Here is a 16,004-nt window from a genome sequence, read left to right as displayed (position 1 = left end):
TTAATCTAGAAAAAATGACGCTATTGGCTCGTAGACTAAGCCATGCTCATTACGGTGAGAGTGGTATAAGTAGAACTTCTTTACCGTGAGTGAGAAAGGCGCAATTGGCTTGTCGACAGTTGGTTCTGGCTTACAGTTTCGAAATAGCGTGATATGCGGTGAGAAAGGTTGAGTGTTGTGATACAGGTCACACTTTTCTCCAAAAGCACGTAGCGGATTGGCCAAATCAAGCAAAGGTTGTGGTTTTTGTTCAGGCTTCAAATAAAAAATACCATTGTGTTGCCAGTAGCCATGATCACTAAAAGTGAGTGTAAATTTCGGCACCGTTAACGTGCTGGCAAAGTCACAAAGCGACTCGACTTGTGACTCTTCCACCATAGCAAGAAACGCCAGTGTAAGATGCCAATTATTCGGCTGTGTATTGGCTTTACTCGCGCTCACGCTATCCACCAGCCATTGGCCAATATGCGCTCGCGTAGCGTCATCCATTCCAATACCAAAAAATAATCGTTTTTGCATCTTACACCTATATTGATAATCTAAGGTTTAACTAGCCGCTTACCTACTAAAGTTAGCATAACCCCAGCAGAGAAGCACAATAAGCCAACAAATTGCAGCCATGCATTTTCTGCTCGCTCAACAAATTTAGGGCCTTGGAAACGATAATGCCTTCTACCATCGGTTACCGATTCGGTATAAGCACTTCCTCTGTAATCTGAGAAAAATACCGTTTTTTTGTCTAAGCGTTTAGCCATGGCAACCTCAACTTGTGCAAAAAACTCACGGTCACCACTCTTACTATAAGGAATAAGGTATGCGTGCCACTTGTGATATAGTTCGACGGGCTCACCGGCTTGCAATACACCTTGAGATTCATATTCAAATCGCTTTTCACTAAAAAATAACTGTTTGTAGCCACTCCAAAACAGCCCAACTCCAAGAGAAACTAACACAATGGCTAGTATTGCTAGGTGTGTATATTGTTTTTGTTTTGATTGTTGATGTTGCTTATACCAATATTCGATATCTGGAATTTGGCTTAATTCTTCACGTTTCCCTTGTGTTGAAAGGGTTTGCATACACTCATCTAAGGATAAATTCAGCGCCGTCAGTAACTTTCTAAATACTTCGTTAGAAGGCACAGACTTGTCGTTTTCTAGTTTAGATAAATAGCTTTGCTCAACACACATTTGCTCCGCTAACTGGGGCTGGCTCAAGCCTTTTTGTGTACGGATCTGTTTTATAAAGTGTCCTAGTGTCATCACGGTCATCCTCGTTTATTGTTGTTGCGACCCGGCACATTCTTGGCAATTCCTTGATAAATACCAAGTTGAATATTTAGGAATAAGCATGAATATCATAGCATTACGAAATATTCACGGTTTGAATTGAAGTTTTGATTAAAACCTACAATAAACAGGCCCACGTTCAGATCAATACAATGCCTTTTGGTGTAGCCGTGCGCGAAACTCACTGGGCGTACACGCCTTCAACGCTTGAAAACGACGATTAAAATTAGAAATATTATTAAAACCACATTGATCCGATATCACACTAATGGGAGAGGCGGAGCTAATTAATAGTTTACAGGCCTTGGCAATACGCAGCTGATTGATAAATTCCGTCACAGTACGCTCAGTGCGCTTTTTAAAGAAACGGTGAAAATGATTGGTGCTCATGTGCACTTGTTGTGCAAGCTCATCGGCGCTTAATTTGTCGGTGTAATTGTCATATATATAGGCAATAACCCGGTCGAATTTGTCTTTCGCGGGATCATGGCGGGCGTCAAAGCGAAAGCCACTACTAGCTAAATGTTGATAGTTCGACGTCGCCATTAACGTGAGGATTTCGAGTAACAACACAAAGCGTGTTAACGGCTCGGCATCTGCAATTTGTTCAAACCAAGCCTTAACTTGCTGAGCAACAGCGATAGGGAATTTTACACCACGCCGTGATGCGTGTAGTAACTCTGATAAGCCATATAGCTCTGGATGCTGTGCTACCAAGGATTCCAACCAGTTAGCCGGGATCTGTGCTACATGCACAACATGAGCGGAGTTATCTGGGTTAGGTTTTGACTGCCACGTATGTGGTAAATCGGGCCCAAGTATCACTAAGTCTAAGTCTTCGTATGGGGCGATATGATCGCCCACATGGCACACTCCAACACTATTGAGCGTCAAACAGATCTCATATTCAGGATGATAATGCCAATTAAAGGGGATTTCGGGTAATTGATAAAGGCAATAGCGCCACGAGCATCCAGGTGATGGCAGCACTTTTTCGTACATCGCACGCATAGCAATTTCCTTTTACTTTGGGTTTGTTATTAATTTCAAAGCAACAGCAATTACACCCAGTTGCTGATCATGCAAATTCAATCATTCATCAGTATTTATCTATCAGAATATAACGCTTGTCATAAAAGCCTTGAAGTATTTTTGTCAAATAATCATCACTAAAGCGTGAAAAGTATCAGTAGTAGATAGAAACATACCGCTTAAAAAACACTCAAGGCGATACCCTAACTTCTGCCAACAACAAATAGGAACAATGGGCAGAACAATGAAAACAACTAAGTTGAAGCAATTTAAACGCAATAAACTTGCTGCCATCGTGACAGCAAGTACCTTATCACCCTTTTTATTCACCGCATCACCATCTGCATTAGCCGAAGAGCAAAATGCGACAGGTAATGTTGAAGTCATTGAAGTAAGGGGTATTCGCCGCTCGCTTGAAGCCTCAATGAATACCAAGCGCTTTGCAGATGGTATTGTCGATGCCATCACTTCGGAAGATATAGGTAAGTTTCCTGACAAAAACATCGGTGATGCGCTGCAACGTATTTCAGGAGTTACGGTTGACCGCCAATATGGTGAAGTTAGCGGGGTAACCATTCGTGGTACCGCCCCCGAGCAGTCACGTATTTTATTAAACGGTCAATCCGTTGCCAGTACCGATTGGTATGATTTGGGGCCAGCCACACGTACTTTTAACATGGAGTTGTTGTCTGCAGAGCAAGTTTCGGCAGTGAACGTTTACAAAACACCGGAGGCAAATATTGAGGAAGGCGCCTTAGGTGGCACGGTGAATCTTGTGACCCGTAAACCACTGGACTTGGATGCACACACTTACATGGTGTCAGCAGAAATGGGCCGCTCCACCTTATATGATGAAAATGACGTCAGTGGATCGTTTTTAGGTAGCTGGAAAAATGACGATGAAAAGTTTGGGATACTCGCAGCATATTCAATTGAAAACCTGACTTCAGGCCGTCATGTGCTTGAATCTATTGGTGGCTACTATGAATATTTTGCAGCCAATCAAGATACAGGGCAAGCATCGACCGTAGGCGCTTGGGCCATCGGCTCACAAGCATTCCGAGCAGAGCGTGAGCGCACCAGTGCGCAACTCACAGCGCAATTCGCACCAAGCGATAACACTGAATTTACTGTCGACTACTTTCGTTTTGAGTTTGACAATCCACATGTGAACCATAACTTTCTTACCGTAAGTGCCCGTGGCGCAGGTGCGGTTGATGTGCAAAACAACGCGGCGGGCGGTACACAGCGCGCGCGCATTTTGCCAGCTTACGCGAACATTATATATAACCCTGTGGTTCGTAACGCCGTCAATATGAAAGCCGATGTATTAAACTTAAGCGGTAAATATATTGGTGAAACCTATGAAGTCAGCGGTGTTATCGGCCACTCAGGTTCAGAAGGTGGCACACAATTTGGTTCGTCAAGTTGGTGGATACCAGCCTCTGATGAAGGCGGTCGTATCGATGACCCTGCGTTTCCTGATGGCCAAAACAGCACAGACGGTGGCTTTACATATGATGCCTCTGGCCCTTATCAAATCTGGTTTGATTCATTGGATCCGACCGATGCCAGCCAATTTAAACACGCTCAAGAAGCGAACTTCCAAACCACGGTACAAGAACATGATGTCAGCTATGCACAAGCAGATGTAAAGTGGATGCTAGATCATGCTTACTTCAATAACATCCAAGCTGGTGTAAAGATAAATCAAAATGAGTTTTCTCGCGTTGCGTTACAGCGTAACCCTGCTGAAGTACTAGGTTTTGTTCCAAACCCAAGCCTTACAGACTGGAGTGATGGCGTATTTACTGATCTGCATTCTCAAACTGGGGGGCACATTCTTGATTCTTACGCTAAGTTAGATGAAGACAAATGGTGGGACTTTATTAAGGGTAAGTATGAGGCAGGTGAACTAGTCGAAGTTAAGGCGCTTGGCAACACATTTAGTGTTGAAGAAGATATGCTCGCAATCTATGTACAAAGTGACTTCAGCGGTGAGAATTTCCGCGGTAATATCGGCTTACGCTATGTAGACACCGAACAAAAATCTCTTGGTTATGTCGATAACCAAGCATTTGATGAAACCGTTGATTACGATAATTGGTTACCTAGCGTCAATTTCGCCTACGATTACAGCGACGATATTATCATCCGCGCTGCTGCATCTAGCGTTATGTCTCGCGTAAATTATAGCGACTTAAAACCAGGCCTTGCCATTGATGCCAACTTTGGTTCAGCGGAAGGTGGTAACCCCTATTTAACGCCTTATGAGGCTGACCAAGCAGATATTGGTGTGGAATATTACTTCACTGAAGCTTCTTTATTCTCAGCAGCCGTTTTTGTGAAGAAAATTGACAACGTTGTCTTTTCTACTGAAGCCGTTGAGTACGTAGACGGATGCGGAACCGACCCTTCTAAATATGATCAATGCCGAGTCACACGGCCGCGTAGTAACGGCGATGGTGACGTAACAGGGTTAGAACTGCAGCTTCAACATAGCTTTGATAATGGCTTTGGCTTTATAACTAACTACACCTATGTAGATAGTGAAACCACTACACCAGATAATACAAAGGAAATGGTTCCAGGTGTTTCTGAAAATTCATTTAATGGCTCTGTATTTTTTGAAAATGAGCTGTTTAGTGCACGGATCGCCTATAACTGGCGCAGTGAGTGGATCGGCGTGGGTGCGGCACAAGCGGTGCGCAACGATAGCTACCAACAGTGGGATGCCTCTGTGGTATGGCATGCGATGGAAAACCTAGATGTCAGCTTAGAGGGTGTGAACCTGACCAATGAGGTTATTCAATCTTACGACACCAACTATAACTTAACGCAGAATACCATTGAATTTGGTACGCGTTATTACCTTGGCGTTAGCTATAAGTTTTAACCTCGGAGCCCCAGTCTTTCGCGGCTGGGGTGATTAGCTCATGAAAAAAATACATTCACTCACCATCCTTGGCGGTGGCACCGCTGGCTGGATGTGCGCAGCTTATCTTGCCAAGCATCAACCCAACTTATCAATTACGGTGATTGAGTCACCAAGTATTGGCAGAATTGGGGTTGGCGAAGGTTCAACACCTCACTTGCAGCATTTTATGCAAAGTTTAGGAGTCCATGAAAGCGACTGGATGCCGGCATGCCAAGCGAGCTATAAAACAGGAATTTATTTTGATAACTGGAATGGCGATAATGGCAGCTATTTTCATCCTTTCTTCTCTGAGATGGATGCAAAAACGGCAGAAGTCTACTTTGTTAACGCCAATGCTAGACGTCGCGGTAGCGAATATATCGATAAACCCGAGCACTACTTTTTAGCAGCTGTGCTGGCTAACAAACAACAAGCTCCTCAGCCACAACGTTCGTTACCAAGGACGCTTGAATACGGCTATCATTTTGATGCACAAAAGCTAGCGGATTGGCTAAGAGAGTTTAGCTTAACGCGGCACGTAAAACACTTACAAAGCACTGTGAATAGTGTGCAACATCACGCACAGGAGGTTATAGGTCTGACACTTGAGTCGGGTGAGCAAGTAAAGAGTGATTTTTACGTCGACGCCTCAGGGTTTAACGCACTACTGATAGAAAAAGCGCTCGAAGTGCCATTTATTTCCTTTACAGATCAGTTACTCAATGATTCAGCTGTCGCGATCGCTGGCGATATAATTAACCCGCTACCTTCAAGCACTTCTGCTATCGCGATGCCGTGTGGCTGGCGCTGGCAGATCCCACTACAAGACAGAACCGGACATGGTTACGTATACAGCAGCGCACATATCACCGCAAAGCAAGCAGAGACGCAACTGCGACAAGCCGCGCAACTTGATAAAGGACAAGCCAAACACCTCACCATGAGAGTCGGCATGATGGCCCGTAGTATTGAAGGTAATGTGTTTGCCATAGGTCTCGCGCAGAGTTTTATCGAGCCACTAGAAGCCACGGCGTTGATGGTTACCAGCCATAGCATTGAGTTATTAAACAGGCTGCTTTCGCAACAGCTGGAAGCTGAAGCTATCAATCAACAACTGTCTGATCTTGTGCTCGGTATCAAAGAGTATGTGCTCGCTCATTACGCCACCAGCAAGCGTGTTGATACTCGGTATTGGCAAGATGCGAAAGTGGCAGCGCTGAATGTAAGCGAGCTTGATGCATTGCTCACACACTGGCGTGGGGGTGGCGACTTTGATGCTTGGCTACACCAATACAGGCAACAGTCTCCCTATATTCGTCCAAGTTGGTATTGCTTACTTGGTGGCATGGATCATCGCGATAGCAGCTGCCACATGCACTTTGATCAAGCGCCTCAGCATATTGAGCAAGCAGCAAAAGCTTACCTAGAGAAGCTGTGTGATGAACATTTTATTGACCATACAAACGCACTGGAACAATTACAACGAACACAAGCATTTAGTGCATAACCCAATTGCGGGTGGTGGTGAGATTCCCCTTGATCTTTTTGTTTGTCTGCCCACAAGCGAGATCGCCACACCATCACCCGCTTTCAATTGAAGGTGGAAATACAACATGAAAAAAAGCTACCTAGTGATTGCCTTAGTATTGGCGACCTTTTTTACCGTGTCCTTTATCACGAATATTTTAGGCGCGATTTTTCCGGCATTAATAGAAAGCTACCGTATTGGCCTAACACTCGCCGGTTTTTTCCCGTTCGCCTTTTTTATCGCTTATGGTGTGATGTCTATTCCAGCGGGGCTGCTAGTTCAGCGCTTTGGAGAAAAAACCGTCATGCAGCTTGCATTTACCCTAGCAGCAATTGGCGCAACGACCTTTGTGTTACTGCCAACGTTTGCCATTGCCATGGTGGCACTGTTTATGTTGGGTTGTGCTATGGCTTTGCTGCAAGTGGCTATCAATCCACTATTGAGAGCCAGTGGTGGCTCTGAGCATTTCGCTGTGCTTTCGGTGTTTGCGCAGTTGATGTTCGGCGCGGCTGCAACAATTGCACCTTTGGTATATAGCAAACTGCAATCTCAAGTCACCACCATAGAAGGGGTTGGCGGTACACTCTCAAGTATTATCCCCGCCGATAAAACCTGGCTAAGCATTTACGCAGTCTTTGCGCTCCTAAGTGTCACGATGCTATTGCTCTCACAGTTTACGCCATTTAGCGTTGTACCAGAGCAGCAAAAGCAACAACTGAGTTGGTCACAAAGTATCGCTTTCTTTAAGGATAAAACCGTGTTGAAATTCTTTGCTGCCATTGCTGCCTATGTTGCGCTTGAGCAAGGTGTTGCTAACCTTATTTCTGTCTTTTTGCAGCAATATCATGACCTAGACCCAACCACCGAAGGCGCAAAAGTGGTGAGTGAATTTTGGTTATGCTTAACCTTAGGCTGCCTATTTGGTTTAGTGCTGCTTAAACTCATTGATGCTCAGAAACTGTTGATTTTATTCAGCCTTGGCGCCGCCACCGCACTGCTCTGTGCACTATTCGGTAGAACTACAGTTGCCTTGATTGCCTTCCCAATTGTGGGGTTCTTTCTCTCCATTATGTGGTCGGTCATCTTTGCACTGGCATTAAATTCGTTCAAAACCGGTCATGGTGCGATCACAGGCATTTTATGTACAGGGATCATCGGCGGTGCCTTTATGTCTCCCCTCATAGGGTTAGCTGCTGAATTGAGTAGCAACTTACAACTTGCAGCCCTGCTCTTGTTACTCCCACTTAGCTATATACTGAGTGTTGGAGTATGGGCTAACCCTCTGATTAAAAATAAGACTTTTGGCAATAGTCAACATACGCTGTCCCAACCCCTAAATGAAAATAGCTAAATTACGATGAATCACTCTTTATTATGTATCGACTTAGGTGGCACCAAAGCTCTTGTGGCTTCGGTTATACACACTCAGATCGAACAGGTACGCCAATATGTAGTGCCCAGCCAAGCCAGCTTGGACCAAGTTAATGCTTTTATTGTGCGCTTAATAGCAGAAAACCTCACGGCCAACACAACAGGTATTGCCATTGGCGTGCCAAGCACTTTGGATATATGCAGCGGCACCGTGCTAACAACACAAAATATTCCAAACTGGCAAAATGTCCCGCTAAAGCAATTGTTAGAGCTGCGTTTTTCGTTGCCTGTTGTAGTGCACAATGACGCAAACTGTTTTGCATTTGGTGAATATTTATATGGTGGCCATCAAGCAAAAAACCTCATTGGCGCATGCCTTGGTACGGGTATTGGTGCCGGTTTTGTGTTTAATGGTCACCTATACACCGGCAATCATAGTGCCGCAGGAGAGCTGGGTAGCCTAAGTTATCTTGATGGAATTATTGAAGATTATGCTTCAGGAAAATTCTTTCAACGGCAAGGCATTGAAGGAAAATGGCTATTCAAGCAAGCACAAAATGGCGATGCGTTCGCGCGACAACAATTTGAAGCGTTCGGGGGTCATGTTGGTCATGCACTCGCTCAAGTCGTCATGGTGTTAAACCCTGATGTCATCGTACTTGGCGGTTCAGTGACACATGCTTATGACTATTTTAAAGCAGCCCTTGACTCCAAAATGCAACTGTTACTTGATGATGCTTTATATCATTCTGTTCGCGTTATACCAAGCAACCTACATCATGCTCCCCTCCTCGGTGCATATGGGTTATTTCAACACAATAAAATTAACTACAATAACAAGGAACTAGCCAATGAAGTTTAATCGGCTTATTGCCCTACTTTTTGGGGTTTCGTCCCCCCTTTATGCACTCGACCAAACCGCCTTAAACTGGCTAAGCCAGAATCTTGAAGTAACCTACACCTTACTAGATAGTAAGCCGAGCACCTGCCCTAAGGCACAACAAAAGTGTTATTACTCGGAATTGAGCTTTAGCGTAGCCACAGAACATCCCAATCCAAACCGTGATTTTGCTATCTTTTTTAGCCAGCTGATGCCGATTTATCACGTCGAGGGCGATAACTTTACCATCATCCATATAAATGGCGATATCCATAAAATCACGCCTGCCGCAGGGTTTTCCGGGTTTGCAAGCACTCCTACCACAGTACGTTTTTATACTAAGGATTCTCAGGTTACGCGCTCGGAGTTTATGCCGAATTATATTATTACGGACGCGCAACTTAAGCTCTCCCCACAAGTGATAAAAAGCACACAACCTCAACTTGATAAAGATACAGGTCTGGAGCTACAGCCTTACCTCGCTCCATTTAAAACTCGCAATCAGCTGCAAACCAGCAGTGACGATGATACTCCATGGATGAGTAGCGAATACCTATATCAACATCAAGTTAGACCTGCGCTCGATACCGCGATTGGACTTATTCCTAAACCCAAAAAACTTACCGTGCTGTCCGATAAGCGTGTAAATCTAGCTGCTGGTATTAACCTCCAACTTTCAGGCGTTTCTGCAGACGCAATTGCAATGGCAGAAAAGCGACTCAATGCCCTCGGAGTTAAAAGCACCAAACATGGCGTTGCAGTGGATGTTGTCGTAAAACCAACGCAACAATCAAGCCCTCAGTATCAGCTGACGGTCGCCGAAGATAATATCGCAGTACAAGCCAATAATGCCACCGCAGCGTTTTATGCTTTGCAGAGCATTGCAGGGCTGTTGAATATCGATGATTTGAGTATTCCTATGGTTGATATCTTCGATACCCCAAGATATGACTTTCGTGGTTTACATGTCGATGTTGCTCGCAACTTCCGCTCTAAGGCTTTCATTCTACAGACCATTGAACAGATGGCGGCATACAAGTTAAATAAGCTCCATCTTCATTTGGCCGACGATGAAGGTTGGCGATTAGCGATTAAAGATCTCGATGAACTCACCTCAGTAGGCGCCTATCGTTGTTTTGATCTAACCGAAACTCGCTGCCTTTTACCACAATTAGGCGCAGGTAATGATAAAAATGCGCCAGTGAATGGCTTTTACTCAGCAGAGGATTATATTGAAACCTTACATTATGCCAAAGCACACCACGTCGAAGTATTACCCTCATTAGATATGCCCGGCCACTCTCGAGCTGCAATTATTGCCATGGAAGCACGATTTAAGACCCTCATGGCACAGGGAAAACATAAAGAGGCACAGCAATATCGCTTAGTAGAGCCTGCTGATAAAACGCAGTACAGCTCTATCCAACATTACAACGACAACACCCTAAATGTCTGTATCCCAAACACTTATGCTTTTATCGACAAGGTATTGAGCGAAGTAAAAGCGCTGCATGACCGCGCTGGTGTACCACTCAATACATACCATATAGGAGCCGATGAGACCGCGGGAGCGTGGCTCGACTCTCCTGCCTGTAATGAATTAAAGGCGACGGTCAAAAACTTCACCAGCTTTAACGGCTACTTCATTGAACGGATCGCAACGCGACTAGATAAGAAAGGCATACAGGTTGCAGGGTGGAGCGATGGTTTAGGGGATGTACGCGCTGCGAATATGCCAGCAAATGTGCAAAGCAATGCTTGGGCGACATTAAGCGAAAATGGACATGTAGTGGCTCATCGCTTTGCCAATCAGGGCTGGCAGGTCGTGCTATCTAGCCCTGATGTAACCTACTTTGACTTTCCATACCAATCTCATCCTGAAGAGCGTGGTAATCACTGGGCAAGCCGCGCCATTGAGAGTAAGAAGATGTTTGAATTTATGCCAGATAACCTTCCTGCTCATGCAGAGATCTGGCGAGATACTAATAATCATACCTACACCGCAGATGATAGTGAGTCATCACTCACTAAAGAGATTAACTTTGTTGGGATCCAAGGGCACTTATGGAGTGAAATGCTCCGTAGCGACACACAAGCCGAATATATGCTGTACCCAAGGCTGTTGGCGCTTGCAGAGCGTGCATGGCACCATGCAAAATGGGAGTTGCCTTACCAAGCGGGTCGTATATACAACCAATCTAGCCAGTATTTTACGGCCGAGTTACAGGCTCAACGAGATGCCGATTGGCAACGATTCGTCACCATTTTAGGTTATCAAGAGCTTCCTAAACTAGCACAAGCTGGAATCGAATTTCGGATCCCTGTTGTCGCAGCAACGCGCTTATCTCCTGATAAGTTAGATGCTTTTACCGCCATTCCGGGTTTTGTTATTGAAGCGCAAGTAGAGCATGGTGAGTGGATACCTTTTAGCAGGACCCTTGGCAACGTAAGGGCGCTAAGAGCGGCACAACCTGATTCAGAAAGAAAAGGAAGAGCGCTTGCGCTTACACAAGCGCAATCATCAAGTGAACAACCTAAGTATCAATAGAGGATAATTCTGCTGATATTATTTCTGCTCGCTCAAATAAAATGCTAAATAACCTGAACTCGGGATAACAACTTGTTCTCTAGCAACTGTTATCCAAACCTCAGGTTAAACAAGAAACAAATCTGAAAGCAAAATGTTGAAAAAACATAAATATTGTATTAGCTTGATTGTTGCAGCATATGTTATTCGATGACAGAAACACTTTTGTGCGGCTGTATTCAATTTCATATGAATGCCAATGTGAATAGCTCAAACAGAGCCAAAATATAGAAGGAATACTAGAATGAAACTATCTTTAAATAAAAAGAAAATTAAAGCTCTATCAGCTGATAAACAAACAGTGCCGGCTGTGATGACACCACAAGTTGCAGGCGGTGGCTTTCGTCTTAGCGACTTTGGTTTAACACACTGTGTAGCAAACACGTGTGGACGCCACACATGTCCTGATATCTACTAATCAGCAATCATTAAATAGGTGAAAGAGCATTAACCGCTACTTTCGCCTATTTATGCGTAAGTTTTTATTATTTAAACCTTACTGCTTTATCACTTGCCTTGTAAATACGAGATTCAGGCTCAGTCCACACGCCATTTTTCAAATATTGTGTCGATACCGTAAATTGACCATTAGTAAAACGACTGGTTGACTTTACCTTAGTGATACCATCTTTGTTGTTAGTGACATCCTCATAGGCTACAAACTCAGTAGGGCTAAGCACTTCCATCTTACCTTGAGTATAAAATCCCGCAGTTGTGAAATAATAAAAGACTAAACTTTCTTTACTTTTATCCCAAAAAATCAATGATTCACCACCGTACTCACCGTCATTAATAGAGTGCAAAGTACGAATAGCGGTGCCATTTAACGCACGCTCCCAATGACTGATATCAAGCATGCTGGGTTGCCCTTTTGGCACTTCAAAGTGGGACTCCCAGGTCCCTAAATAAGGACTAAAAACCTCAAGTTCTTTACTGAGTTGCGGGGTTGCCCAAGCGCAGATGTTAAAAGCAAATAGCGCAACAAGCATGCATTTTTTGATCATTTTTTCTTTCCTGTTGATGAATACCAACAAAGTATAGGTGAGAAAACCATCTTTGCGCGTTGAATAGCGAAGGATAGTAAGGCTTGCGTGTAGAGGAAAAAAAGCTGGCACAACATTGCCAGCTTTTAGAACAGTAAACCTGTGGTTTGGATAAGAAACAAGCTAACTAACCTGGACTCGCATAACACCTTGCTCCCTAGCAACTGTTATCCCTTACTACTGCGTTAAATTTCTTTGCAATAGGCTAAAGATCAGGTTAATTAGGCACTTTTGATTGAGAAAAGTACTTTCTTCGCAACATATCATGCACAACAAACTCCTGCTCGCGGCCATATGCTTTAAACATGCGATTATTGTGCATATGTAGCAACGAACTCAGCAATGAGTTAGTGCTTAAGTTAAGCGCACCGTCTTTATCAAGCGCTAAGATAGCTTGAACAATTGGTTTAGCCTGCTGTTGCCATGCTTCCAACAGTGCCAAAATAGTCTGCTGAGATTCATCACATTGCGTCAGTGCAGATACCTGTAGTTTGGCAAAATCATCATCCAATTGTGCTTGGTTATCTCGATATCGGTTACCTAATTGCTTTCTGAGCATGCTGCTTTCATTAAACTCCTTACCAAAGCCCGCTCGTAATGAGGAAATCAGGTTAAGTTTCTCTTCGCTGCTGTACTCGAATAGAGAGAGCAGCATGTCGGTGTAAGCCAATGCGACGCGCCAGCGAATATCTTCACCAAACTCTTCAACTAATTGACAACTCTTAGCGATAAGCTCACTGTCAAACATAAACAAGCTTTCTACTAACGCCATCGACTTAGGACCGCCATAGCGCTCGACTTCGCGCTCATAGGTCATCAACTCCACTTTATGGAGCTGGGAGCTCTCAATCATCGGAGCCAAGAGTTGATTAAGCTTAGGCAATAGATCGCCACAAAGTACTTCTGGCTTACCTTGAAAGCGTAAACGAAGATGCCAATCAGGATCGCCGTAGCGAATAAAAAACCACTTATCAAACAAAGCACTATTATCTTCGATCAAGGGGAGAAGTTGCTCGTAGAGCAATTGTTCAACAATGGTGTTACCTGAATATATTTTCAGGCTTAACCACTCAGAGCCCGCACTAAAACGCCTAGTAATCGGTGCCGCCGTTATGTTTTCTAACGGCTTTTCAGCGAAATGGCGGTATGGAGTAGCCGCCTCGTTGCACAGAGGTACAATGATTTCATTCGCGTAGTGCCTCCCCTGTTTATCCTTGACCCGTGAGGTAAGCTGAGATGTCAGAACTTCGTTTAGCTCTACCACACTGCGCCCCTTGGTTTCCGTTAAGAGAATTTCCAGCATCGCACTTTGGCTTAAGTTCAACGTTAAAACATTATCGCCAACCGCAAAATTTACCCACTCATCGAGTAAATACTTTTCTTTGAGCTGATTTAGCTTAGTGATATCGACCTGTTGATTGACCAGCAGGGCTTCTAACGCCTTACGTTCAACGCGCCACGTTTTTTCATTTAAGATCATGTTATCTAACATGATGCGGGGAACATAAGCTGCATTAGCTAAGCTCGATGGCATCGAAAATCTCGGAGTCTCACTTTCTTGATGTTGCAGCATGCAGAGAAACTTGTAAGCACTTAAGCTTCTTGCAGAGAAGTTATGGGCACTCGATAATCGAGGGATAATCCGCTTGTTTAACCGCTTACTCCACAGTTTCACCTCTCTGTTTTCAACCCACACATAGAGATCGTTAAGCGGTATCTGATACTCTGAGTCTAGGGCGCTATCTGCCATAAAAACAATTTCATATTGGCGTAAATGAGGACGCGCGATCACATTACCTGGACGCCCTTCTGGCATATGCACAATCTCTGCAAAAATCACGTCTTTACTATGGTTTTGCTCTTGCTCTAAATGTTCAATTACCGAAGTTTTCAGGGGTTCATCTAAGTGACAAAAACGTCCCAACAGATTAGCAGCAGAAGGACCATAGCAACCATTAAATTTCATAATGGGTTGAGACTGTTCATCTTCAAACAGACTAAGCATGACGGCCATTGAATACGGGAAATTAAACTCAGTTTTACCTTGTACTCGCTGCTTCAAATCACTGCTTTTAAGTACGACCGTGTCTTTGCCCAAATTGCTCGGTAACGAGACCGCTTGTTCAATGATAAAGTCTAGTTCAGACAACTCTTGGCTGCTCGACTGTTTACTGTCAGCTCGGCCCAATTGTAAACCACCGACTAATGGCGCATCATACCCAGTTTCGGTTGAGACGCTAATCCCCGACTCATCGTCTAGTACCACATCTAAGGGGACAAACTGCCCTTCAAATCGCGTATTAAACTTATTAACGAAGTTTTCTAACGGGTTATGCTTGCTACGTTGACTCAAGCTTGCAACAAGTTGAAGTTGTTTATTCACCCTTTGTAATTCTTGTTGAGAAAGTTCACATTGAGAAAATGCTCGATAAGTATCTGATTGAAATAGTTTGTTTTCTTGCACTTTCACTGGCAGCTCAGATAAATATCGGTAGATATGATGATATTGCTCTGGACTTGCTTCTCCCGCTTTGTCCAATACAGCAAGATCGGCAATCGCTTGCTCTAATTTTGCAGTGATCTCAGCCGGAGCAAACTTTTTTAACGCCTTAATAAGGGCAACATCAGGGCTTTCTCCTGTGAGTGGTAGCGGAATGTCAGGCACGACTACCCCTTCTTTAATTAACGCCTCAAGATAGTCGCACACTTCATCATATTCTGCTTCCTCATACTTGTGCATAAACTGCTTAACTAACTGTGGGAAGCTTAACCGCTGTTTTGCCAAATTTAGCATAGTGATAAAATACTCATCACTATCAACCGCACTCAACCGATATTGCATGGTGTCATCAGAAAGGTAAGTCTCAATATAACGGCATTGATCGGCAATAAAGTAGTGGGATGGATTTGGTAAATAGGTTAATTGCTCCGACTTCGCCTCTGTTTCAGCTAGATGAGAACGAACCGCAGAGAGCAAAAACATATCTAGGCGCGTTTTACGTGTATCTCGCTCAGTATTTTCACTGACTAGACGCGTTTCGGCTCCTAGCTTACCGGTATGAATTCCGGAGAAAAGCCCAAACGGTGTGGGACGAGACGACATGCGGATCAAATATCTCAGCAAGGCAAGCGCGACTTTTTTACCCTGCTTTGAACTGGGTTTTTCACGCCATTGCTCTAGCCGCTCAAGCAGTGAGGGACTGGCCACATAAAGCGCTTCTATCACCCCAGGTGTTGCCAGCCACGCACTGAGCATTTCGTTACTATCTTGTTTATTAAAAAGTGTTTCAACTGGCAGCTTTGGCGCTCTTAGTACAAAAAAAGAGTCTGTTTTTATTGTTGCTGACATAATTATCC

General features: G+C 44.1%; 11 protein-coding genes. 6 read left to right on the top strand and 5 right to left on the bottom strand.

Annotated elements, in window-relative coordinates:
• The 3 genes from thpR to CEX98_RS18555 form a co-directional block, all read right to left on the bottom strand.
• Complete coding sequence (gene thpR, locus CEX98_RS18565) at positions 1–519, bottom strand: RNA 2',3'-cyclic phosphodiesterase (protein ID WP_099643498.1); 519 nt, start codon at positions 517–519, stop codon at positions 1–3.
• A 20-nt stretch (positions 520–539) separates the two neighbouring features.
• Positions 540–1,262 carry a helix-turn-helix domain-containing protein gene (locus CEX98_RS18560; RefSeq protein ID WP_099643497.1) on the bottom strand — a complete coding sequence of 241 codons (723 nt, stop codon included), beginning with the start codon at positions 1,260–1,262 and terminating at the stop codon, positions 540–542.
• Between the two features lie 171 nt (positions 1,263–1,433).
• On the bottom strand, positions 1,434–2,300 hold the full coding sequence (locus CEX98_RS18555) for a helix-turn-helix domain-containing protein (protein ID WP_099643496.1): 867 nt from the start codon (positions 2,298–2,300) through the stop codon (positions 1,434–1,436).
• 265 nt (positions 2,301–2,565) lie between these two features.
• On the opposite strand from CEX98_RS18555, the gene CEX98_RS18550 reads away from it, so the two are divergent.
• The 6 genes from CEX98_RS18550 (at position 2,566) to CEX98_RS22920 (ending at position 12,022) form a co-directional block, all read left to right on the top strand.
• On the top strand, positions 2,566–5,217 hold the full coding sequence (locus tag CEX98_RS18550) for a TonB-dependent receptor (RefSeq protein WP_099643495.1): 2,652 nt from the start codon (positions 2,566–2,568) through the stop codon (positions 5,215–5,217).
• Positions 5,218–5,257: 40 nt separating this feature from the next.
• Entirely contained in the window at positions 5,258–6,745 is a 1,488-nt protein-coding gene (locus tag CEX98_RS18545; protein WP_099643494.1) for a tryptophan halogenase family protein, read from the top strand.
• Between the two features lie 106 nt (positions 6,746–6,851).
• Positions 6,852–8,117, top strand: coding sequence for an MFS transporter (locus CEX98_RS18540; RefSeq protein WP_099643493.1), 1,266 nt, complete (start codon positions 6,852–6,854; stop codon positions 8,115–8,117).
• A gap of 6 nt (positions 8,118–8,123) precedes the next feature.
• Positions 8,124–8,999, top strand: a complete 876-nt coding sequence (locus tag CEX98_RS18535) for an ROK family protein (protein ID WP_099643492.1) — start codon at positions 8,124–8,126, stop codon at positions 8,997–8,999.
• Complete coding sequence (locus CEX98_RS18530; protein WP_099643491.1) at positions 8,989–11,565, top strand: family 20 glycosylhydrolase; 2,577 nt, start codon at positions 8,989–8,991, stop codon at positions 11,563–11,565. Before CEX98_RS18535 ends, CEX98_RS18530 begins: the two co-directional genes overlap by 11 nt.
• Before the next feature lie 283 nt (positions 11,566–11,848).
• Complete coding sequence (locus CEX98_RS22920) at positions 11,849–12,022, top strand: hypothetical protein (RefSeq protein ID WP_172439800.1); 174 nt, start codon at positions 11,849–11,851, stop codon at positions 12,020–12,022.
• Positions 12,023–12,089: 67 nt separating this feature from the next.
• Here the strand turns inward: CEX98_RS22920 and CEX98_RS18525 are convergent, their stop codons facing one another.
• Together CEX98_RS18525 and CEX98_RS18520 are read right to left on the bottom strand one after the other, a co-directional pair.
• On the bottom strand, positions 12,090–12,608 hold the full coding sequence (locus CEX98_RS18525; RefSeq protein ID WP_099643490.1) for a hypothetical protein: 519 nt from the start codon (positions 12,606–12,608) through the stop codon (positions 12,090–12,092).
• A 256-nt stretch (positions 12,609–12,864) separates the two neighbouring features.
• Positions 12,865–15,996 carry a lantibiotic dehydratase gene (locus CEX98_RS18520; RefSeq protein ID WP_099643489.1) on the bottom strand — a complete coding sequence of 1,044 codons (3,132 nt, stop codon included), beginning with the start codon at positions 15,994–15,996 and terminating at the stop codon, positions 12,865–12,867.
• Positions 15,997–16,004 lie beyond the last annotated feature (8 nt).

This window comes from Pseudoalteromonas piscicida, from assembly GCF_002744175.1.
GTDB lineage: Bacteria > Pseudomonadota > Gammaproteobacteria > Enterobacterales > Alteromonadaceae > Pseudoalteromonas > Pseudoalteromonas piscicida_B.
This window is presented reverse-complemented; position numbering and strand designations above follow the sequence as displayed.